The organism is Cupriavidus sp. F041 (genome assembly GCF_057814235.1).
The window spans coordinates 1,189,568-1,210,462 of record NZ_JBVASY010000002.1; the positions used below are offsets into that span (position 1 = coordinate 1,189,568).

Annotated in this window: 16 protein-coding genes; 11 read left to right on the top strand and 5 right to left on the bottom strand. The window is 64.8% G+C overall.

Features of this window, described 5'->3' with window-relative positions:
* Positions 1-97: 97 nt before the first annotated feature.
* Entirely contained in the window at positions 98-2,212 is a 2,115-nt protein-coding gene (locus tag ACZY0R_RS22640) for a M3 family metallopeptidase (protein ID WP_488861362.1), read from the bottom strand.
* A gap of 121 nt (positions 2,213-2,333) precedes the next feature.
* Positions 2,334-3,185 (bottom strand): bifunctional methylenetetrahydrofolate dehydrogenase/methenyltetrahydrofolate cyclohydrolase FolD, encoded by an 852-nt coding sequence (gene folD / locus ACZY0R_RS22645; RefSeq protein WP_488861364.1) that lies wholly within the window; start codon positions 3,183-3,185, stop codon positions 2,334-2,336.
* A 97-nt stretch (positions 3,186-3,282) separates the two neighbouring features.
* Here folD and ACZY0R_RS22650 point away from each other — a divergent pair, with 97 nt between their 5' ends.
* On the top strand, positions 3,283-3,978 hold the full coding sequence (locus ACZY0R_RS22650) for a hypothetical protein (protein ID WP_488861366.1): 696 nt from the start codon (positions 3,283-3,285) through the stop codon (positions 3,976-3,978).
* A 61-nt stretch (positions 3,979-4,039) separates the two neighbouring features.
* Here the strand turns inward: ACZY0R_RS22650 and ACZY0R_RS22655 are convergent, their stop codons facing one another.
* Together ACZY0R_RS22655 and ACZY0R_RS22660 are read right to left on the bottom strand one after the other, a co-directional pair.
* On the bottom strand, positions 4,040-4,672 hold the full coding sequence (locus ACZY0R_RS22655) for a response regulator transcription factor (RefSeq protein ID WP_045240083.1): 633 nt from the start codon (positions 4,670-4,672) through the stop codon (positions 4,040-4,042).
* A gap of 125 nt (positions 4,673-4,797) precedes the next feature.
* A complete protein-coding gene (locus ACZY0R_RS22660) occupies positions 4,798-7,386 on the bottom strand; it encodes a PAS domain S-box protein (RefSeq protein ID WP_488861368.1) in 2,589 nt (862 codons plus the stop codon).
* A 431-nt stretch (positions 7,387-7,817) separates the two neighbouring features.
* On the opposite strand from ACZY0R_RS22660, the gene aceE reads away from it, so the two are divergent.
* From aceE to ACZY0R_RS22685, 5 genes are all read left to right on the top strand, one after another.
* On the top strand, positions 7,818-10,505 hold the full coding sequence (gene aceE, locus ACZY0R_RS22665; protein WP_488861370.1) for a pyruvate dehydrogenase (acetyl-transferring), homodimeric type: 2,688 nt from the start codon (positions 7,818-7,820) through the stop codon (positions 10,503-10,505).
* A 165-nt stretch (positions 10,506-10,670) separates the two neighbouring features.
* Complete coding sequence (gene aceF / locus ACZY0R_RS22670; RefSeq protein ID WP_488861372.1) at positions 10,671-12,338, top strand: dihydrolipoyllysine-residue acetyltransferase; 1,668 nt, start codon at positions 10,671-10,673, stop codon at positions 12,336-12,338.
* 92 nt (positions 12,339-12,430) lie between these two features.
* Positions 12,431-13,048 (top strand): MFS transporter, encoded by a 618-nt coding sequence (locus tag ACZY0R_RS22675; RefSeq protein ID WP_488861374.1) that lies wholly within the window; start codon positions 12,431-12,433, stop codon positions 13,046-13,048.
* A gap of 28 nt (positions 13,049-13,076) precedes the next feature.
* Positions 13,077-14,855 carry a dihydrolipoyl dehydrogenase gene (gene lpdA, locus ACZY0R_RS22680; RefSeq protein ID WP_488861376.1) on the top strand — a complete coding sequence of 593 codons (1,779 nt, stop codon included), beginning with the start codon at positions 13,077-13,079 and terminating at the stop codon, positions 14,853-14,855.
* A 132-nt stretch (positions 14,856-14,987) separates the two neighbouring features.
* On the top strand, positions 14,988-15,299 hold the full coding sequence (locus ACZY0R_RS22685; protein ID WP_488861378.1) for a hypothetical protein: 312 nt from the start codon (positions 14,988-14,990) through the stop codon (positions 15,297-15,299).
* On the opposite strand, the gene phaP1 is transcribed toward ACZY0R_RS22685, so the two are convergent.
* Complete coding sequence (gene phaP1, locus ACZY0R_RS22690; RefSeq protein ID WP_035860043.1) at positions 15,300-15,881, bottom strand: TIGR01841 family phasin PhaP1; 582 nt, start codon at positions 15,879-15,881, stop codon at positions 15,300-15,302.
* A 429-nt stretch (positions 15,882-16,310) separates the two neighbouring features.
* Here phaP1 and ACZY0R_RS22695 point away from each other — a divergent pair, with 429 nt between their 5' ends.
* From ACZY0R_RS22695 to pbpG, 5 genes are all read left to right on the top strand, one after another.
* Positions 16,311-17,270, top strand: a complete 960-nt coding sequence (locus ACZY0R_RS22695) for a histone deacetylase family protein (RefSeq protein ID WP_488861380.1) — start codon at positions 16,311-16,313, stop codon at positions 17,268-17,270.
* On the top strand, positions 17,267-18,172 hold the full coding sequence (locus ACZY0R_RS22700) for a DMT family transporter (protein WP_488861382.1): 906 nt from the start codon (positions 17,267-17,269) through the stop codon (positions 18,170-18,172). The genes ACZY0R_RS22695 and ACZY0R_RS22700 overlap by 4 nt, the downstream gene beginning before the upstream one ends.
* Before the next feature lie 21 nt (positions 18,173-18,193).
* A complete protein-coding gene (locus tag ACZY0R_RS22705; RefSeq protein ID WP_488861384.1) occupies positions 18,194-18,646 on the top strand; it encodes an acyl-CoA thioesterase in 453 nt (150 codons plus the stop codon).
* A gap of 38 nt (positions 18,647-18,684) precedes the next feature.
* On the top strand, positions 18,685-19,386 hold the full coding sequence (locus tag ACZY0R_RS22710; RefSeq protein WP_045241751.1) for a nitroreductase: 702 nt from the start codon (positions 18,685-18,687) through the stop codon (positions 19,384-19,386).
* Positions 19,387-19,663: 277 nt separating this feature from the next.
* The gene (pbpG, locus tag ACZY0R_RS22715) at positions 19,664-20,890 is read left to right on the top strand and encodes a D-alanyl-D-alanine endopeptidase (RefSeq protein WP_488861386.1); all 1,227 of its coding nucleotides are present in this window, start codon (positions 19,664-19,666) and stop codon (positions 20,888-20,890) included.
* Positions 20,891-20,895: the final 5 nt, after the last annotated feature.

A 20,895-nucleotide genomic window follows, 5' to 3' on the forward strand; every position in this document is an offset into this window, starting at 1 on the left:
TCGGTAGCGTGTATTGCCCGTGCCGGCCGCCATGAAAAAAGCGGCTCGATATGAGCCGCTTTCTCCGTTACGCTTCCTTGCTTTCCCTTACCCTGCCTTATGCCACCGCCATGCCGCCGTGCCGCAGCAAGGCGTCGATCTGCGGAGCGCGGCCGCGGAATGCGGTGAAGGATTCCATGGCCGGGCGGCTGCCGCCCACTGACAGGATCTCGCGGCGGTAGCGCGCGCCGGTCTCGGCGTCCAGCACGGTGCCGGAGAGCTTTGCGGCTTCTTCGAACGCGGCGTACACGTCGGCGGACAGCACTTCGGCCCACTTGTAGCTGTAGTAGCCCGCCGCATAGCCGCCGGCGAAGATATGGCTGAAAGTATTCGGCCAGCGCGAAAGCGGGTGCTGCGGCACCACGTGGGCGTGATCGTTGATCTCCCTGGACAGCGCCAGCACGGATTTCTCGCCCGCGGGGTCGAAGCCGGTGTGCAGGTGCATGTCGAACGACGAGAACACGATCTGGCGCAGCGTCATCATGCCGTTCTGGAAATTCTTGGCGGCCAGCATGCGCTCGAACAGGTCGCGCGGCAGCGGCTCGCCGCTGTCGACGTGCGCGGTCATGTCGGCCAGCACCTCGTATTCCCAGCAGAAGTTCTCCATGAACTGCGAGGGCAGTTCCACCGCATCCCATTCCACGCCGTTGATGCCGGACACGCCCAGTTCGCCCACCTGGGTGAGCATATGGTGCAGGCCGTGGCCGAACTCATGGAACAGCGTGATCACTTCGTCGTGGGTGAACAGCGCGGGCTTGCCGCCCACGGGGGCCGTGAAGTTGCAGGTCAGGTAGGCCACCGGAGTCTGCACGCGGCCGCCATCGAGCTGCTTGCGGCCACGGGCGTCGTCCATCCACGCGCCGCCGCGCTTGCCTTCGCGGGCGTACAGGTCGATGTAGAACTGCGCCAGCAGTTCGCCTTCAGGCGATACCACGCGGAAGAAGCGCGCATCGTCGTGCCAGGTCTGGGCCTGGTCGGGCTCGATGCGCACGGAGAACAGCTTCTCCACCACGCCGAACAAGCCCTTGAGCACCTGGGGTTCCGGGAAATATTGCTTCACTTCCTGCTCGGAGAACGCGTAGCGCTGTTCGCGCAGCTTTTCCGAGGCGTAGGCCACGTCCCACGGCGCCAGTTCGGTCAGCCCGAGTTCGGCGGCGGCAAAGGCCTTGAGTTCGGCCCAGTCCTTCTCGGCGTACGGGCGCGCCTTGGCGGCCAGTTCGTCCAGGAAGCGCAGCACTTCCGCCGGCGATTCCGCCATCTTGGGCACCAGCGACACCTCGCCGAAGGAGGCGTAGCCGAGCAACTGGGCTTCCTCTCGGCGCAGCGCCAGTTGTTCGCGCATATTGGCGGTGTTGTCCCATTCGGCCTTGCCCTGGCCGTACTGCCCGGCCAGCTCCGAGGCGCGGGTGACGCTGGCTTCGTACATGGTCTGGCGCAGCGAGCGGTCGTCCGCATATTGCAGCACCGGGAAATAGGACGGGAAGTGCAGGGTGAATTTCCAGCCCGGCTTGCCGTCCTTCTCGGCGGCGGCGCGGGCGGCCTCGAGCGCGTCTTCAGGCACGCCGCCGAGCCGGCTTTCGTCCTCGATCAGCATTGCGTAGGCGTTGGTGGCATCGAGCACATGATCGGAGAAAGCCTTGGACAGCTGGGCCTGCTGTTCCTGGATCGCGGCGAAGCGGGGCTTCTTGTCTTCGGGAAGTTCGGCGCCGCCCAGGCGGAAGCCGCGCAGTTCGTTTTCCATCAACTGGCGGCGGGCCGCGCTCATGGTGGCGAATTCCGGGCTGGCGGCGATCGCCTTGTACTTGTCGTAAAGCGCCAGGCTCTGGCCGAGCGAGGACCAGAATTCGGTCATGCGCGGCAGGTTGTCGGCGTGCGCCTGGCGCAACGGCGGCGTATCCGCCACGGCGCTCAGGTGGCCGACCACGCCCCAGGCGCGTCCGAGCGGCTCGGTGGCGGCTTCCAGCGCTTCCACGGCATTGGCCCAGGTGGCAGGGGTGGCGGGATCCTCGGCGCGGTCGACCGCGGCCTGCGCGGTAGCCAGCAGCACGTCGAGCGCCGGCCCGATGTGCTCGGGGCGTATCTCGGCGAAACGCGGCAGGCCGGTGAAATCCAGCAGCGGATTGGCACCGGTTGCGGTGTTGGCTTCGTTGGCTTGGTTAGCGGCTTGGTCCATGGCGTCTCTCTTGGCGGGGCCAGTAAGGGCAATACCCCGCACATTGGGGCGGGGCGGCAGGATTTCCAGTGCGCTGCCGTGCGGGCGCGCATGACGCGCGCGCCCGCACGGCGGGCGGTCTTCAGCCGGCCGCGCGCTCGGCGGCTTCCAGCGTATTGATGAGCAGCATCGTGATGGTCATCGGACCCACACCGCCCGGTACCGGTGTGATATAGCCGGCCACTTCCTTGACGCCGTTGAAGTCGACATCGCCGCACAGCTTGCCGTTGTCGTCGCGGTTCATGCCCACGTCGATCACGGCTGCGCCCGGCTTGACCATATCGGCGGTGATGATGTTGCGCTTGCCCACGGCGGCCACGATTACGTCGGCATCCCGGGTATGCGCAGCCAGGTCGCGCGTCTTGCTATTGCAAATGGTGACGGTGGCGCCGGCCTGCAGCAACAGCATCGCCATCGGCTTGCCGACGATATTGGACGCGCCAACCACCACCGCACGGGCGCCGCGCAGCGGGAATTGCACCGATTCCAGCATCTTCATGCAGCCATAAGGCGTGCAGGGGCGGAACAGCGGGGCGCCGGTCATCAGGGCGCCGGCATTGGCCACGTGGAAGCCGTCCACGTCTTTTTCCGGGGCGATCGCTTCCAGCACTTTGTGGCTGTCGATATGCTTGGGCAGCGGCAACTGCACCAGGATGCCGTGGATATGCGGGTCGCGGTTCAGGGTGTCGATGCGCTCCAGCAGATCGGCCTCGGACAGGTCGGCCGGATAGCGGTCGAGCGAGGAGTGAAAGCCATTGTCGTCGCAGGCTTTCACCTTGTTGCGCACATAAACCTGGCTGGCCGGGTCTTCGCCCACCAGGACCACGGCCAGGCCGGGCCGGTGGCCGCGTTCGGTGAGGCTGGCGGCGCGTCGGGCGGCTTCGGTACGGAGTTGCTTGGCAAGGGCGTTGCCGTCGATCAATTGGGCGGGCATGGGATGGGCGCGGAAGGGCGGGAGGTGGTCAAAGCGGAATTATAAAGGTTGACGCAACCCGGGGCGAAGTAGCTTGGGGCGCTGGTAGCATGTCCGCATGCCTGCCCTGACTCCCCTCGTTACGCCTGGCACGCCAGCCGAACATGCCGTGCTGCTGACATTCAGCCTGGCCGGACTGGCCTGGGCGCTGAGCCGGCGCCCCTGGCAACTGCTGCGCCGCGACGCCCTGCAGAATGGTTGGCTGGGCGCGCTGGTATTGCTGGCGCTGCTGTGGACATTGAGGGCGACGCTTCCGGGCGGCATGGTGATCCAGCTGTTTGGCGCCACCCTGATGGTGACGCTGTTCGGGCTGCCGCTGGCCCTGCTGTCGCTGTTCGTGGTCGACCTGGTGTCTTTGCTCGGCCTCGGGTACCTGGCCGGGCACGGCTGGGCTCAGCTGGACTGGGCCGCGCTCTGGCCGCGTTATGTCTGGATGGGGTTGTTGCCGGCCTTGCTGTCGGCTGCGCTGCAGGGCGCCATGCGCCGGCTGTTGCCGCGCCATCCCTTTGTCTTCATCCTTGGCCACGGCTACTTTGCCGCCGGCCTGGCCGCGCTGGGCGCCGGTGCGGGGAGGGCAATCTGGCGTAGCTACAGCGTGGGCGATGGGGTGCTGTCGCTGCCCGATACGCTGACCGCGGTGCTGATCCTGGCGTTTGGCGAGGCGTTTCTCACGGGCATGCTGGTGGCGGTGTTCGTGGTCTACAAGCCGCAATGGGTCGTGACCTTCCGCGACGAGGAATATCTCAGGCGCTGAGCGGGCAGCCCGTCCGCCGGCCAGGCGAGGCCGGACTGCCGTTCTTCTTTCTGGCGCGGGCTCAGCTGCTCTTGGACAGGGCCAGGCGCAGCAGGTCGGCCACGGTGTTGACGTTGAGCTTTTCCATGATGTTGGCGCGATGCGCTTCCACGGTCTTGATGGAAATGCCCAGGTCGTCGGCGATCTGCTTGTTCAGCCGGCCTGCCACGATGCGCTCCAGCACCTGCTGTTCGCGCGTGGTGAGCTTGCCCAGCAGGTCCTTGGCGGCGCGCTGCTCGCGGGCGGCGGAGTGGTCGGTGCGGGCCTTTTGCAGCATGCGCTCCACCAGCGAGCGCAGTTCGGACTCGTCGAACGGCTTCTCGATAAAGTCGATCGCGCCCTTTTTCATGGTGGAGACCGCCATCGGCACGTCGCCGTGGCCGGTGATGAAGACGATCGGGATATTGATGTTCTCCGCGATCATGCGTTCCTGCAGCTCGGGCCCGCTCATGCCCGGCATCCGCACGTCGAGGATCAGGCAGGAAACCTGGCCCGCGTCGTAGGCGGAGAGGAACTGTTCGGCGCTGGTAAAGCTGCGAACCTGGTAGCCATTGCCCTCCAGCAGCCAGGTCAGCGAGTCGCGCATGGCTTCATCGTCGTCGACGATGAAGACGGTCTCGCCGCGGTGGGAGGTGGGGTTTGGCGTTACGGTCATGAAGTCTCCTGGGACAACAAAGTCATTTGCCGCCAAGTGTAACCGGGCCGGGCGGCAAGCAACAGGGGCCGCCCTGGGGCGCGTGGCAGGGAACCTGGCAGGCGCCTGGCGGCGCGGCCAGCGATTTACTGGTCGATATGCGCCGGCAGCAGGGGCAGCATGATCTTGAATGTGCAGCCGATGCCGTCGGGATTATTCTCCACCCACAGCCGTCCCTGGTGCGACTCGATGATGGAGCGGCAGATATTCAGCCCCATCCCCATGCCGTCGGACTTGGTGCTGAAGAACGGCTCGAACAGCCGTTCCTTGGTGGCCTCGTCCACGCCGGGGCCCTGGTCGATCACGTCGATGCGCATGACCTGACCGAACTCGCCCGGCTCCACGCGCGCGTGCAGGCGGACCACGCCGGTGGCGCGCATGGCCGGCAGGCCGGCCATGGCCTCGACGGCGTTCTTGAGCAGGTTGACCAGCACTTGCTCGATCAGTACCGGATCGACGAACAGAAGCAAAGGCGGAGCCGGCAGCCGGGTCAGGATGGTGACGCGGCGGCGGGTGGCTTCCAGGTCGGCCAGGCCGACCGCGTCAGCCACGATGTCATGCAGGGCGGCTTCGCGCCGCTGCGGCTGGCTGCGCTTCACAAAGCCCCGGATGCGGCTGATGATGGTGCCGGCGCGCACCGCCTGCGCCGAAGTCTTCTCCAGGATCGGGATCAGGTCTTCGGCGGTGCTGCGCCCGGAGCGCAGCCGGGCCACCGCGCCCATGCAATAGTTGTTGATCGCCGCCAGCGGCTGGTTCAGCTCGTGCGCCAGCGACGAAGCCATCTCGCCCATGGTGGTGAGGCGGCTGGTGAACTGGAGCCGTTCCTCATGCTGGCGCGCCATTTCCTCGGCGGCCTTGCGCACGGTGATGTCGGTGGCGATCTGCATCTGCGCCAGGTGGCCGTCCACCCACTGGATATAGCGGCGGCGCACTTCGAACCATTTCTGCATGTCGGGCACGAATACTTCACGCGCGTCCGAAGAGTAGGGCATCAGCTCCGAGGCCGGCAGGCCGGCGTAGGCGTCGACGAAGTCGGTTGCATCGCTGGAGACCTGTTCCTTGTCGATCTCGCCGCCGGCCAGCTTGAGGTGGCCCTCGGCTTCCCAGCCGAACAACTGCCGGTAGTAGCGATTGGCGAACAGCAGTTCGGGCTTGTCGGTGGCCAGCACGGACACCGCGGCATCCAGGCTTTCCAGCACCGTGGTGAAGCGGTCATGCGCCGCGGCCAGCTCTTCGCGGGCGCGCTTGGGCTCGGTGATATCCGTCATCGAGCTCATCCAGCCGGTATGCCTGCCACGGCCGTCCACCAGCGGCGACACATACATGCGGGCGAAGAAGCTGCTGCCGTCACGCCGCATCACGCGCATTTCGTAGCCGCCGGCAGGCGATTTGCCCTGCAGCGTCAGGTCGATCTGCCTCTGCATTTCCTGCTGGTCGTTGGGCGGCCAGTAGGGGAAGGGCGGCACACGGCCGACCAGGTCGGCGTCCTGCCAGCCGGTCATGCGGCAGAAGGCGGGATTGACGTAGGTGATGCGGCCATTCAGGTCGAGCGCGCGCAACCCGATCAGCATGGAGTTTTCCATCGCGCGCCGGAACGAGGTCTCGGCCAGCAGGGCGCGCTGTGCCTCGGAGCGGCGGCTGGTATGCCGCCACATGCTCCACAGGCTCCACAGGAGGAAGCACGACAGCCCGACCACCAGCCACAGCAACATGTTGTTGGGCAGGTTGGAGGCGGGTGGGTAGGCGTCCGCGCGCAATGACAGCGAATGGCCTGGCGGGTCGAGCAGTACCTCGTATGACAGCGCATTGCCGGGCACCGGCCGCAGCGAAGTGCTGGCGCGGATCTGGTTGTTCTTGTCGATCAGCGAGAAGCGGTAGCGCTCGGTCAGCTCCGGCGGCAGGAGGTGGGTCAGGATGCCATTGACGGAGTACAGCGCGCCCAGCGTGCCGAGGAACTCGTTGTCGCGCACGATCGGCACTTCCATCAGCATGAAGCTGTCGCCACGGTCGTTGACCAGTGGGCGCGAGTACACCACGCGCTGGGTTTCGCGCGCGGCGTCGAAGGTATCGAGGACTTCGGGTTCCAGCGGCTGGTCCTGGGTTTCGCGCAGGCGGCCGGCGAATTCCGAGGTGGACGGCAAGGACCAGCGCCCACGCCGGGTAGCGTCGAGCCAGTTGACGAACACGATCTCGGGGTTCTCGCGCAGGATTTCCTGCGCGGCGGTCCGATAGGCGCCCTGGTCAAGCTGGGCGGCGGCGATGTCGCGCGCCAGCGAGGCAAGCTGGTCCTGGTTGCTCAGCAGCGACAGGCGCACGCGCTGCTGGGCCCAGGCCGCGTCGCGATAAAGCGCGTCGCGTTGTTGCTGGCGCTCGGTTTCATGCAGCGACCACAGGATCACCCCCATCGCCACCGTGAACAGCACGATCGCCACCAGCGGGATGAACATGAACCAGCTGGTTGCCACCAGGTTGCGCCAGCGCAGCCACCACAAGCCGCGCGGCGGCCCGTTGACGGCCGCGGGCTCGTCCGCATGGCCGAGCGTATCGAGGTGCGTCAGCGGGCTGGGCGGCGCGGCTAGCGCAGGGTCGCCGCCGCTCGCCTTGGCGGTGCCGGAAGCGGAGGGAGGGACAATGGCGGCGCGGAGGTGGGAAAAGAAATCTTTGAAGGACGGCATGGCGGGATTGACGACTGACCGATCAGTGTAGCGGGATTGCGGGCCCGCGTCGCTTGGGGTAAGCGCCAATGCGGCAGTGCGGCATTCCTGCCGAGGACGCGCGGGGCGACCGGTGTTTCCCGGCAAGGGCTGGCGCGGTGTTGTGGTGCGCTGCGGCAATATTCCGCATTATGAGAAACCATATCGTAATTTGAAAATTAGGCTTGTTTTGCCCAATGTGCTTCCATAGAATCGGTCCGACCGAAAAGTGCGGACGGTAGTGCTGTGTCCGGTCCTGCCAGCTGTATCTGGCAAGCCCGGGCGAAGCGTTAGCGATGGGGATGCGAAACATTCGTGGCCCGCGCGCCGTACCGTAGTCACACCTTCAGGCCGGGGCTCTCACGACATGAATCAGGGGGAGCGCCGAGGCAGGAATTCACCAGGAGACAGTCATGTCAGCTGTACCAGAGCAGATCCTCGGCGCCAGCAGCGCCAACGACGCCGATCCCCAGGAAACCCACGAGTGGCTCGATGCGCTTCAGGGCGTGATCGCCGCCGAAGGCACCGACAGGGCCGCCTTCCTGATCGAGAAGCAGATCGAATACGCACGCGTGAACGGCGTCAATCAGCCGTTCCACGCTGAAACGCAGTACATCAACACCATCCCGGTGGAGCAGCAGGCCCGCATTCCCGGCGACCAGGACATCGAGCACCGCATCCGCTCGTACACCCGCTGGAACGCCATGGCGATGGTGCTGCGCGCCAACAAGCACACCAACGTTGGCGGCCATATCTCCTCGTTCGCTTCCGCGGCCACGCTGTACGACGTTGGCTACAACCACTTCTGGCATGCCCCGTCCGAGAAACACGGTGGCGACCTGGTGTTCGTGCAGGGCCATTCGGCCCCCGGCGTGTATTCGCGCGCCTTCCTGCTCGGCCGCCTGAGCACCGAGCAACTCGACAGCTTCCGCCAGGAAGTGGACGGCAAGGGCATCTCGTCCTACCCGCACCCGTGGCTGATGCCTGACTTCTGGCAATTCCCGACAGTGTCGATGGGCCTGGGCCCGATCATGGCCATCTACCAGGCCCGTTTCATGAAGTACCTGCACAGCCGCGGCCTGGTACAGACCGAAGGCCGCAAGGTATGGGCATTCCTCGGCGACGGCGAGACCGACGAGCCGGAATCCCTCGGCGCCATCGGCATGGCCGGCCGCGAGAAGCTCGACAACCTGGTGTTCGTGATCAACTGCAACCTGCAGCGCCTGGACGGCCCGGTGCGCGGCAATGGCAAGATCATCCAGGAACTGGAATCCGAGTTCCGCGGCGCCGGCTGGAACGTGATCAAGGTCGTGTGGGGCAGCCGCTGGGACCAGTTGCTGGCACGCGACAAGAAGGGCCTGCTGATGAAGCGCATGATGGATTGCGTGGACGGCGAGTACCAGACCTTCAAGGCCAAGGACGGCGCCTATGTGCGCGAGCATTTCTTCAACTCGCCCGAACTCAAGGCGATGGTGGCCGACTGGTCCGACGAGGACATCTGGCGCCTGAACCGCGGCGGCCACGATCCGCACAAGATCTTCGCCGCCTATAGCGCCGCCAACGAGCACAAGGGCCAGCCCACGCTGATCCTGGCCAAGACCATCAAGGGCTATGGCATGGGCGACGCCGGCCAGGCCATGAATATCAGCCACCAGCAGAAGAAGATGCCGGTGGACGCGATCCGCCGCTTCCGCGACCAGTTCAATATCCCTGTCGCCGACGACAAGATCGAAGAAGTGCCGTACGTCACCTTCGAGGAAGGCTCGAAGGAACTGGAATACATGCGCAGCCGCCGCATGGAGCTGGGCGGCTACCTGCCGGCCCGCCGCCAGAAGGCCGAAGCCCTGAAGGTGCCCGAGCTGTCCGCGTTCGACGCGCTGCTCAAGGCCACCAGCGAAGGCCGCGAAGTGTCCACCACCATGGCCTTCGTGCGGATCCTGAACACGCTGCTCAAGGACAAGCAGATCGGCAAGCACGTGGTGCCCATCGTGCCCGACGAGTCGCGCACCTTCGGCATGGAAGGCCTGTTCCGCCAGATCGGCATCTGGAACCAGCAAGGCCAGAAGTACGTGCCGGAAGACCATGACCAGCTGATGTTCTACAAGGAATCGCAGACTGGCCAGGTGCTGCAGGAAGGCATCAACGAAGCCGGCGCCATGTGCGACTGGATCGCCGCCGCCACGTCGTACTCGACGCACGGCATCCAGATGATCCCGTTCTACATCTACTACTCGATGTTCGGCATCCAGCGTATCGGCGACCTGTGCTGGGCGGCTGCCGACATGCGCTCGCGCGGCTTCCTGCTGGGCGGCACCTCGGGCCGCACCACGCTGAACGGCGAAGGCCTGCAGCACGAGGACGGCCACTCGCACGTGTTCCATGCCGCGATCCCGAACTGCATTTCGTATGACCCGACCTTCCAGTACGAGCTGGCTGTGGTCATGCAGGACGGCCTGCGCCGCATGTATGCCGAGCAGGAAGACGTGTACTACTACCTGACGGTGATGAACGAGAACTACGAGCATCCGGAAATGCCGGCTGGCGTAGAGGGCGACATCGTCAAGGGCATGTACCAGTTCAGGAAGGGCGTGGAAAACAGCAACGCGCCGCGCGTGCAGCTGCTGGGTTCGGGCACGATCTTCCGCGAGGTGATTGCCGCCGCCGACCTGCTCAAGAAGGACTGGGGCGTCGAATCCGACCTGTGGGGCTGCCCGAGCTTTACCGAACTGGCCCGCGAAGGCCACGACGTGGAGCGCTGGAACCTGCTGCACCCGACCGAGACGCAACGCGAATCGCACGTGACCAAGAGCCTCAAGTCCGTGCGCGGTCCGGTGATCGCCTCGACCGACTACGTGCGCGCCTTCGCCGACCAGATCCGTCCTTTCGTGCCGCGCCGCTTCGTGGTGCTCGGCACCGACGGTTTCGGCCGCTCGGACACCCGCGAAAAGCTGCGTCATTTCTTTGAGGTCGATCGTCACTGGGTGACGTTGGCCGCACTGAAAGCGCTGGCCGACGAAGGTGCGATCGGTCGCGACAAGGTGGCAGAAGCCATCAAGAAGTACAACCTCGACCCCAACAAGCCGAACCCGATGTCGGTCTAAGCAGACCGGCTGCACGAACCCCCCGCAGAAACGGTAGCGCCGCGCCGCGGGTGCCGGGCAAATGCCCGGCGCCTTGCGGCGCGGCGGCGTGACAGATGCAGGCAGTGAGGGTAACCTCACACGCTCGTGTTTGTCGCGTGCGCCGGCCTGCCCAGGAGACACTGAATGAGTCAAGCGATTGAAATCAAGGTGCCGGATATCGGCGATTACGACGCCGTTCCCGTCATTGAAGTGCACGTGAAACCGGGCGACACCATCAACGCGGAAGATGCGCTGGTGACGCTGGAATCGGACAAGGCGACGATGGACGTGCCCTCGCCCCAGGGTGGCGTGGTCAAGGAAGTCAGGATCAAGGTCGGCGACAACGTCGCCGAAGGCTCCGTGCTGGTGATGCTGGAGCCCGCCGGCGCCGCCGCGGCCGCGGCGGCCCCTGCAGCACCGGCGCCCGCGCCTGCTGCGGCCGTGCCTGCTCCTGCCGCGGCGCCTGCCGCGGCACCGGCAAGCGCCCCCGCGCCGGCCGCGGCCTCGGGCCCGGTAGAAGTCAAGGTTCCGGACATCGGCGACTATGACTCGGTCCCGGTGATCGAAGTCCACGTCAAGCCGGGCGACACCATCAGCGCGGAAGACGCGCTGGTGACGCTGGAATCCGACAAGGCCACCATGGACGTGCCGTCGCCCAGCGCCGGTGTGGTCAAGGAAGTCCGGATCAAGGTCGGTGACAATGTCTCCGAAGGCACGCTGATCCTGATCCTGGAAGGCGCCGCCGCCGCGCCGGCCAGCGCGCCTGCCGCCGCCCCGGCTCCCGCAGCCGCAGCCGCCGCCGCGGCACCGGCTCCCGCCGCCAGCGTGCCGGCGCCAGCCCCCGTGGCCGCGCCCGTCGCCGCGCCGGTCGCCGGCGTGACCGGCGCCGCCGCCCACGCCAGCCCCTCGGTGCGCAAGTTCGCGCGCGAACTTGGCGTGGACGTTTCGCGCGTGCCGGGCACCGGACCCAAGGGCCGCATCACCCAGGACGACGTGCAGGGTTACGTCAAGGGCGTGATGACTGGACTGACCGCGGCTCCGGCGCAAGCTGCTGCCGCGCCGGCTGGTGGCGGTGGCGAGCTGAACCTGCTGCCGTGGCCGAAGGTGGATTTCACCCGCTTCGGCGATGTGGAAAGCAAGCCGCTGTCGCGCATCAAGAAGCTCTCCGGTGCGAACCTGCATCGGAACTGGGTGATGATTCCGCACGTCACCAATCACGACGAAGCCGATATCACCGACCTCGAAGCCTTCCGCGTGCAGCTCAACAAGGAATACGAGAAGCAGGGCATCAAGGTCACCATGCTGGCCTTCATGATCAAGGCTGCTGTGGCGGCGCTGAAGAAATTCCCCAATTTCAACGCCTCGCTCGACGGCGACAGCCTGGTGCTGAAGAAGTACTTCAACATCGGTTTTGCCGCTGACACGCCGAATGGCCTGGTGGTGCCGGTCATCAAGAACGCCGACAAGAAGGGCGTGATCGAGATCGGCCAGGAAATGAACGAGCTGGCCAAGCTGGCGCGCGACGGCAAGTTGAAACCGGACCAGATGCAAGGCGGCTGCTTCTCGATCTCCTCGCTGGGCGGGATCGGCGGCACGTATTTCACGCCGATCATCAACGCGCCTGAAGTGGCCATCATGGGCGTTTGCAAGTCGTACCAGAAGCCGGTGTGGGATGGTAAGCAATTCGTGCCGCGCCTGACGCTGCCGCTGTCGCTGTCGTGGGATCACCGCGTCATCGACGGTGCGGAGGCGGCCCGCTTCAATACCTACTTCGGGCAACTGCTGGCCGATTTCCGCCGCATCCTGCTGTAAGGCGGGCAGGGTGCGCCTGGCCCTCGTGGCCGTGCGCGCCCTCTGCCAGACGTCTGCAACCTGCCGTCCGAAAACAGGAAGGAAGCGAGTCCATGACTACCTGCGTTGTCGTCAAGAAGGCCGGTGAGGTGGCAATTGCCGCCGACGCACTGGTGACGTTTGGCGACACCCGGCTCACGCGTGCCTACGAGCGCAACCAGAAGGTGTTTCCCGTGGGGGACAGCTTTGTCGCGCTCGCGGGCACCACCGCCCATTTTCCGGTCATGCGCAGCCTGCTGGCCGGGCTGGGCGAGGATTGCCGCCTGGGCTCGCGCGACGACGTCTTCCGGACTTTTCTCAAGGTGCATGAAAAACTCAAGAACGAGTATTTCATCAACACCAAGGAAGACGAGGACGATCCCTACGAGTCCTCGCAGATCGTGTGCCTCATCGCCAATCCGGCGGGCATATTCGGTGTCTATTCGTACCGCGAAGTCTTTTCGTTCGACCGTTTCTGGGGCATTGGCTCGGGGCGCAACTACGCGCTGGGCGCCATGCACGCGGTCTACGACCAGCCGGGCCTGAGCGCCGGGGAGATTGCGCGGATCGGCGTGGATGCAGGCGTGGAGTTCGACAAGAGTTCGGCAGGTCCGGTCGAAGTGCAGGTGGTACGGCTCGGTGACACGGCCGGCGACGGCGCAATCAATAACGATGGCGCGGCCCGTATCTGAAGCGGGGCGCGTTCTTGAGGAGCAAAACATGAGTGTGATCGAAGTCCAGGTGCCGGATATCGGCGATTTCGACGCGGTGGAAGTGATCGAAGTGCTGGTCAAGGCTGGCGATACGGTCGAGCAGGAACAGTCGCTGATCGTGCTCGAGTCGGACAAGGCCAGCATGGACGTGCCTTCGTCCGCGGCCGGCAAGGTGGTCGAAGTGCGTGTCAAGGTGGGCGACAAGGTCGCCAAGGGCGCGGTGATCTGCACGCTGGAAAGCGAAGCCGCCGCCAAACCGGTAGCCGCGCCGGCACCGGCCCCTGCGGCCGCTCCCGCGCCGGTCGCTGCTCCGGCTGCCGCACCTGTGGCGGCTTCGCATTCGGGCAGCGCGGACATCACTTGCGACATGCTGGTGCTCGGCGCCGGCCCCGGTGGCTATTCGGCTGCCTTCCGCAGCGCCGACCTCGGCATGAATACCGTGCTGGTCGAGCGCTACGGCACGCTTGGCGGCGTCTGCCTGAACGTCGGCTGCATCCCGTCCAAGGCGCTGCTCCACAACGCTGCCGTGATTGACGAAGCCAAGGCGCTGGCGGCGCACGGCATCCTGTTCGGCGAAGCCAAGATCGACCTCGACGGCCTGCGCCACTACAAGGAAACCGTGGTCGGCAAGCTGACAGGCGGCCTGTCCGGTATGGCCAAGGCACGCAAGGTGCAGGTCGTGCGCGGCATTGGCACTTTCCTGGATCCGCATCACCTCGAGGTGCAGGAAACCGAAGGCGACGCCAAGCAGACCACCGGGAAGAAGACGGTGATCCGCTTTGAGAAGGCCGTCATCGCGGCCGGCAGCCAGGCGGTCAAGCTGCCGTTCGTCCCCGAGGACCCGCGCATCGTCGACTCCACCGGCGCGCTTGAGCTGCCCGAGGTGCCGAACAAGATGCTGGTGATCGGCGGCGGCATCATCGGGCTGGAAATGGCCACGGTGTACAGCACGCTGGGCGCCAATATCGATGTTGTCGAAATGCTCGATGGCCTGATGCAGGGTGCCGACCGCGACCTGGTCAAGGTCTGGGACAAGATGAACAAGAAGCGCTTCGACAAGGTCATGCTCAAGACCAAGACGGTCGGCGTGGAAGCGAAGCCGGACGGTATCTACGTCAAGTTCGAAGGCGAGCAGGCCCCGGCCGAGCCGCAGCGCTACGATCTGGTGCTGGTGTCGGTGGGCCGCGTGCCCAACGGCAAGCGCATCGGCGCCGAGAAGGCGGGTGTGGCGGTGACGGACCGCGGCTTTATCGACGTCGACAAGCAGATGCGCACCAATGTGCCGCACATCTTCGCCATCGGCGACATCGTCGGCCAGCCCATGCTGGCTCACAAGGCGGTGCATGAGGCGCACGTTGCGGCCGAGGCAGCGCACGGCGAGAAGGCGTACTTCGATGTGAAGCAGATCCCGTCGGTGGCCTACACCGATCCGGAAGTGGCCTGGGCCGGCGTGACGGAAGACCAGTGCAAGGCGCAAGGCATCAAGTACAGCAAGAGCGTGTTCCCGTGGGCCGCTTCGGGCCGCGCGATTGCCAACGGCCGCGACGAGGGCTTTACCAAGCTGATCTTCGACGAGGAAACCCACCGCATCATTGGCGGCGGCATCGTCGGCATGCATGCCGGCGACCTGATCAGCGAAGTCTGCCTGGCCGTCGAAATGGGCGCCGATGCGGTGGATATCGGCAAGACGATCCACCCGCACCCGACGCTGGGCGAGTCCATCGGCATGGCTGCCGAGATCTACGAAGGCGTCTGCACCGACGTGCCGCCGCCGCGCAAGCGTTAAGCAACTGCCACGCATCGAGGCCCGCCGCACGGCGGGCCTTTTTATTATCTGATTTGCAATTAACCGCCAAAATTTTCCACGCACCCACTTGTGGCTTCGCCAGCCAAACCCTGCTTGCAGCAGAGGAGGACCGTGGCAGGCCGTGGATCGGCAAATAGCTGGTTTGATGCGAATGAGGGAGGCGGCCAGGCAGGGGAGCTGCATCGCGCCGAGGCTGAAATCGGCACCGCCGGCGCTTGCCGCGGCCAAAAAAAATCCCGGCACATAGCCGGGAATGAATCGATATTGGAATACAAGGAAACCAGATACCGAGGAGACATCGTTAGAGGGCAGGGCGGTTTGATCGCCGTCCGTGCTGCCTTCGTTGGCAAAATGCGCTGGCCGTGCCTGGCGCGCTTTGCCAACGAACCGGCCGAAGCCGGTCCGTTGTCCTGCCTGCGCTAGTTAGGCGGCGGCGGGGGCGGCCTTCTTGGTCGCGGTGCGAGCCGTTGCGCTGGCTTGCTGGGCGGCCTTGGTGGCGGCGCTGGCGGCTGCCTGGAAGTTGCTTTCGGCGATTTCAACAGCTTGCTTGGTGGCCTTCTGGACCGACTCGTAAGCATTGTTGGCGGCGCTGATCGCGGACTTCACGATGGCAACGGTCGACTCGGAGCCGGCCGGGGCGTTCTTGGCGAGGTTCTCGACCAGGGCTTGCACCTTCTTCGAGTTTTCAGCCAGTTGGGATTCGGCAACCTTGGTGAATTCCGACTGGGTTTCCGAGGCGATTTCGTACAGGTGGCGGCTATAGGCCAGGGCCTTTTCGGCAACCGGCTGGATCAGCGAGGACTGGATGGCCAGGAATTCCTGGGCGTCCTTCGCGGACAGGGCCTTCTTGGCGTTGTCCACGTTTTCAGCGAACGTGGCCTTGACCACTTGCAGGTTCAGTTCGACCAGCTTCTCAACGCCTTCGAAGGCTTTGGTGGTCAGGCCAAACAGGGTTTCGAGGTTGGCTTTTTGCGCTGCGGCGACTTGTTCCGGGGTGAAGCTCATGCTGGTCTCCAATAATGAAGTTCAATGTCAGACAAAATTAGGCCGCCCAGATGTCAAAGCGATGACGACGTCACTGCTTTTCGTCAGCCAGCCCCAGGCGTTTGGGGGGTTGCCGGCGCTTCCGCTTGCTCTGCAAAACAGATGGTGCGCCGCAACAATTCCAATTGTAGGGAAAAGAAAACCGGTGTCAAGAACTTCTTGTGCAATGCACAATTAAGTCCAGCTGAAGTCGCCGGAAGTCGACCTGATGCCACATATTGCGCCGCCAGAGTTGCGGATTTACACCAGCTCGGGCGCGGGAAGGGCGGTCCTGGTCGCGTACCTTCGCGCCGGCTCAGTGCTACCATCGCGGTCTGCCCGAGTCGGTGCTGCCCAAGGGTGTGCAACGCAGCGGCCTGCCGGCCAGATGTCCGCCCCAAGTTAATCCCCATGCTCGCCTTCTACGCCGACCACTTTGTCCTGCCCCTGCCAGAGGGCCATCGCTTCCCGATGCGCAAGTACAGCATGTTGAGGGAGGCGGTTGAGCGGGAAGTGGCGGGCCTGACGCTGGCCGAGGCGCCGCGTGCCGGAGACGATGCCTTGCTGCTGGCGCATACGCCAGAATATGTGGCCAGCGTCTCCCGGGGCGCACTGGACCCTGCGCGCCAGCGCGAGATCGGGTTTCCGTGGTCCGAGGCCATGGTCGAGCGATCGCGGCGCTCGGCCGGCGCCACCATCGAAGCATGCCACACCGCGCTGCGCGAGGGCATTTCGGTGAACCTGGCGGGCGGGACGCATCATGCCTATGCCGACAAGGGCGGCGGTTTCTGCGTCTTCAACGATGCGGCGATCGCGGCACGCCAGCTGCGCCGCGACGGCCGGGTGGAGCGCGTGGCGGTGGTGGACCTCGATGTGCACCAGGGCAACGGCACCGCCGCCATCCTGCGCGACGACCCATTCGTGTTCACACTGTCCCTGCACGGCGAAAAGAACTATCCCTTTCGCAAGGAAGCCAGCGACCTCGACGTGGGCCTGCCCGATGGCTGCGACGACGAGGCTTACGCCGCGGCGTTGCAGGAGGCGCTCGAAGCCCTGTTCGCGCGTTTCTCTCCGGATCTGATCATCTACCTGGCAGGCGCCGATCCCCATGAGGGCGATCGGTTGGGCCGCCTGAAGCTCACGCTCGCCGGCCTGGCCAGGCGCGATCGCCTGGTGTTTGACGCAGCCCTGGCGCGGGGGCTGCCGATCGCCGTGGCGATGGCTGGCGGCTACGGCGACCAGATCGAGGACACCGTGGCGGTGCATGCGCAGACCATTGCGCTTGCCGCTCAATATCACGAGCGTTATGCCCGGCGCAAAAGATCGGACACGTTCTCAGCCGCCAGCCAGATCGCGGTGACACGGCAATGAGCGCAACCAGCCAAGTCCGCGCAACGCGCGGCACCCTTTGGATGGCCGCCATGCCGTGGCTGTTCGTGGTGATCTGGAGTACCGGCTTTATCGTGGCCAAGTACGGTATGCCGCATGCCGAGCCGATGACCTTCCTGTTCCTGCGCTTTGTCGGCGTGCTGGTGCTGATGCTGCCCTTCGTGGTGGTGGCGCGGGTGCCCTTGCCGCAGCGCGCCGGCACCATCGACTGGCGCAGGGTGGGGCATATCGCCGTGGCCGGGCTGTTCCTGCAGGCGGGCTATCTCGGTGGCGTTTGGGCGGCGGTCAAACTCGGCATGCCGGCCGGCGTTTCCGCCCTGATCGTCGGCATGCAGCCGATCCTGACCGCGCTGGCGGCTTCGCGCATGGGCGAGACCATCGGACGGCGCCAGTGGCTGGGGCTGGCGCTGGGCATCGTGGGCGTGGGCTTGGTGGTGGCCAACAAGCTGTCGGCCAGCGGGCTGTCCGCGCCGAGCTTGCTGCTTGCCGTGGGTGCCTTGTTGTCGATCACCTTCGGTACGCTGTACCAAAAGCGCTATTGCCCGATGTTCGACCTGCGCATGGGTTCCGTGATCCAGTTTGCGGCGGCGGCGCTGGCCTGCCTGCCCTTCATGTTTCTTGCCGAGACCCGCCACGTCGAGTGGAACGCCGAAATGTTCGGCGCGCTGGCCTGGTCGGTGGTGGCGCTTTCAATCGGCGCGATTTCGCTGCTGTTCCTGTTGATCCGGGAGGGCGCGGCCACCAAGGTGTCCAGCCTGATGTATCTCACGCCGCCGACCACCGCTGTCATGGCATGGCTGCTGTTCGGCGAGAGTTTTCCGCCGCTGGCGGCACTTGGCTTGGCCCTTGCCGCTGGTGGCGTGGCCCTTGTGATTCGCCGCTAATCTTCCTCTTGCGTGCTTCCGATGAAACCGACTGCCGATACCCGTAGTGCCTACCGTCATTTCCAGCCGATCACGACGCGCTGGATGGACAACGACGTCTATGGCCACGTCAACAACGTCATCTACTACAGTTATTTCGATACCGTTGTGAACACCTACCTGATCCGGCAGGGCGTGCTCGATATCGAGGCTGGCGACACCATCGGGCTGGTGATCGAAACGCAGTGCAACTACTTCGCCGCGCTTAGCTTTCCCGACACCGTGGTGGCCGGGCTGCGCGTGGCGCGGCTGGGCAACTCGAGCGTGCGCTACGAAGTGGGCCTGTTCCGCAATGACGACGACGTCGCTGCGGCGCAAGGTCATTTCGTCCATGTTTATGTCGATCGCGCCACTCGGCGGCCAGTACCGCTGCCGCCTGCGCTGCGCAATGCCCTGCAGGCGCTGGCGTGCGAATCCGCGGACGCCGGCGCCTGATCGGGGCAGGGCACAGACGCATGAAGGAGTTGACAGTCATGGATTCGCAGCACAAGCGTGACACCGCCCTGGTAGACCATGCCATCATCACGCGCCGCTCGGTGCGCGCTTTTCTTGATACGCCGGTACCGCACGATGTGGTCAACGAGATCCTGGCGGTGGCCAGCCGGGCGCCTTCCGGCACCAACGCCCAGCCGTGGCGGGTCTATGTGCTGAGCGGTGATGCCAAGCTGAAATTGTCCGCCGACGTGTTGACCGCCTACGACGATCCGCAGCGCGACAGCAAGTACCGGGAAGAGTATCCCTACTATCCGCGCGAGTGGGTGGCGCCGTATATCGACCGCCGGCGCAAGGTGGGCTGGGACCTGTACAGCCTGCTGCAGATCAGCCGCGAGGACAAGGCGCGCATGCATGCGCAGCACTCCCGCAATTTCACCTTCTTCGGTGCGCCGGTGGGCATGATCTTCACCATCGACCGCATCCTGGAGCAGGGTAGCTGGCTGGATTACGGCATGTTTCTGCAGAGCATCATGGTGGCAGCCCGGGCGCGTGGGCTGGATACCTGCCCGCAGGCGGCTTTCACCCAGTTCCACGCGGTCATTGCCAATCACTTGCGCCTGCCGGAGGACGAGATGGTGGTCTGCGGCATGGCCCTGGGGTATGCCGACCCCGCGGCCATAGAGAATACCCTTAGTACGGAACGTGAACCTGTAAGCGGGTTCGCACGTTTCTTGTCATAAGTCTCGTTGGCCGCGAGCTATATTTCATGCATGAGCCGGCTGTGGTCCGGTTGGCTCGGAGGGCCCCGATGAGCGGGCAAGACGGGCGAATCGCTGTGGAATTACCACAGTCCGCGTCGGCCTTGCTGCACGTGTCATGTGATGAATGTGTTGTTTTTTTCATAATGTGGAATTGTTTGCAAATCGAACTTTAAAGAGGCTTCGTAAGTCTTTAATCTTGCTAACAATTTCTTTTTTTCCTAAACTGGCGCAATCCAAGTTGCGCGCTGAATGAATCATGTTCCGGTCTGATTCCCCCCTATTGTTTCGATTCTTCGGCTCTACCCCTCTTACATCGGTCGCCGCCTCTGTGCTGCTGACCGTTTCCATGCTGGCCGCCCCTGCGGTCGATGCCGCGACACAGTCGACGGACACCGCAAAAACCAGCAAAAAGTCGGTAAAAGTCGCCAAGTCCGAGAAAAAGTCGGCAAGTACCTCCTCTAAATCCGCAAAAACCAAGCAAGTCGCCAGCAGCGGCAAGGCTGAGCACGTCACTACGCGCAAGGTCGTGGTACTGAAAAACGGCAAGCGCCAGGTCGTGACGCAGCGCCAGGCTGCGCCGGTGCGCGCGGCCTTTATCCCCGCGAAACCCTCGCTGGGCGAGGCGCTCGGCTTGCGTGACACGGAGGATGCGCTCGCGCTGCGCTCCAGCGTGGCGCTGGTGATGGACCAGAACTCCAACGAAGTGCTGTTCCAGAAGAACGCCGCTGCGGTGCTGCCGATCGCCTCGATCACCAAGCTGATGACCGCCCTGGTGGTGATGGACGCGCGCCAGCCGATGGATGAGGTTCTCACCATCACCGAGGAAGACCGCGACAATGAGAAGCACAGCAGTTCGCGCCTGCGATTCGGTGCGCAGCTGAGCCGGCAGGAAGCGCTGCTGCTGGCCCTGATGTCCTCGGAGAATCGGGCGGCATCGGTGCTGGGCCGCAGCTATCCGGGCGGCCTGCCGGCGTTTGTGCAGGCCATGAACCGCAAGGCACGCGAGCTCGGCATGAACGACAGCCACTTCGTCGATTCGAACGGCTTGTCGAGCAGCAATGTATCGAGCGCGATGGACCTGGTGCGCATGGTCAATGCGGCGTACCGCAACCCCACCATCCGCGAGTACTCCACGCAGACCGAGTATGAGGTCAACGTGCTCGGGCGTACCCAGCACTATGTCAGCACCAACCGCCTGGTGCGCGGCGGCAACTGGGATATCGGCCTGCAGAAGACCGGCTTTATCTCCGAGGCTGGCCAGTGCCTGGTGATGCAGGCGAAGGTGAACGGCCGCAATGTGGTGATGGTGTTCCTGGATTCGGTTGGCAAGCTGTCGCGCTTTGCCGATGCCAACCGCGTCAAGGACTGGCTGGAACACGTGCAAACGGGTCCCGGCCGCCCTTTTCCGTCCTCCCCTAACCTGACGCAGGGGCCAGGTTCCCCCCAGGCTATCCTTTCCGCCCAGCAGCCACGCGGCATCTGATGGCG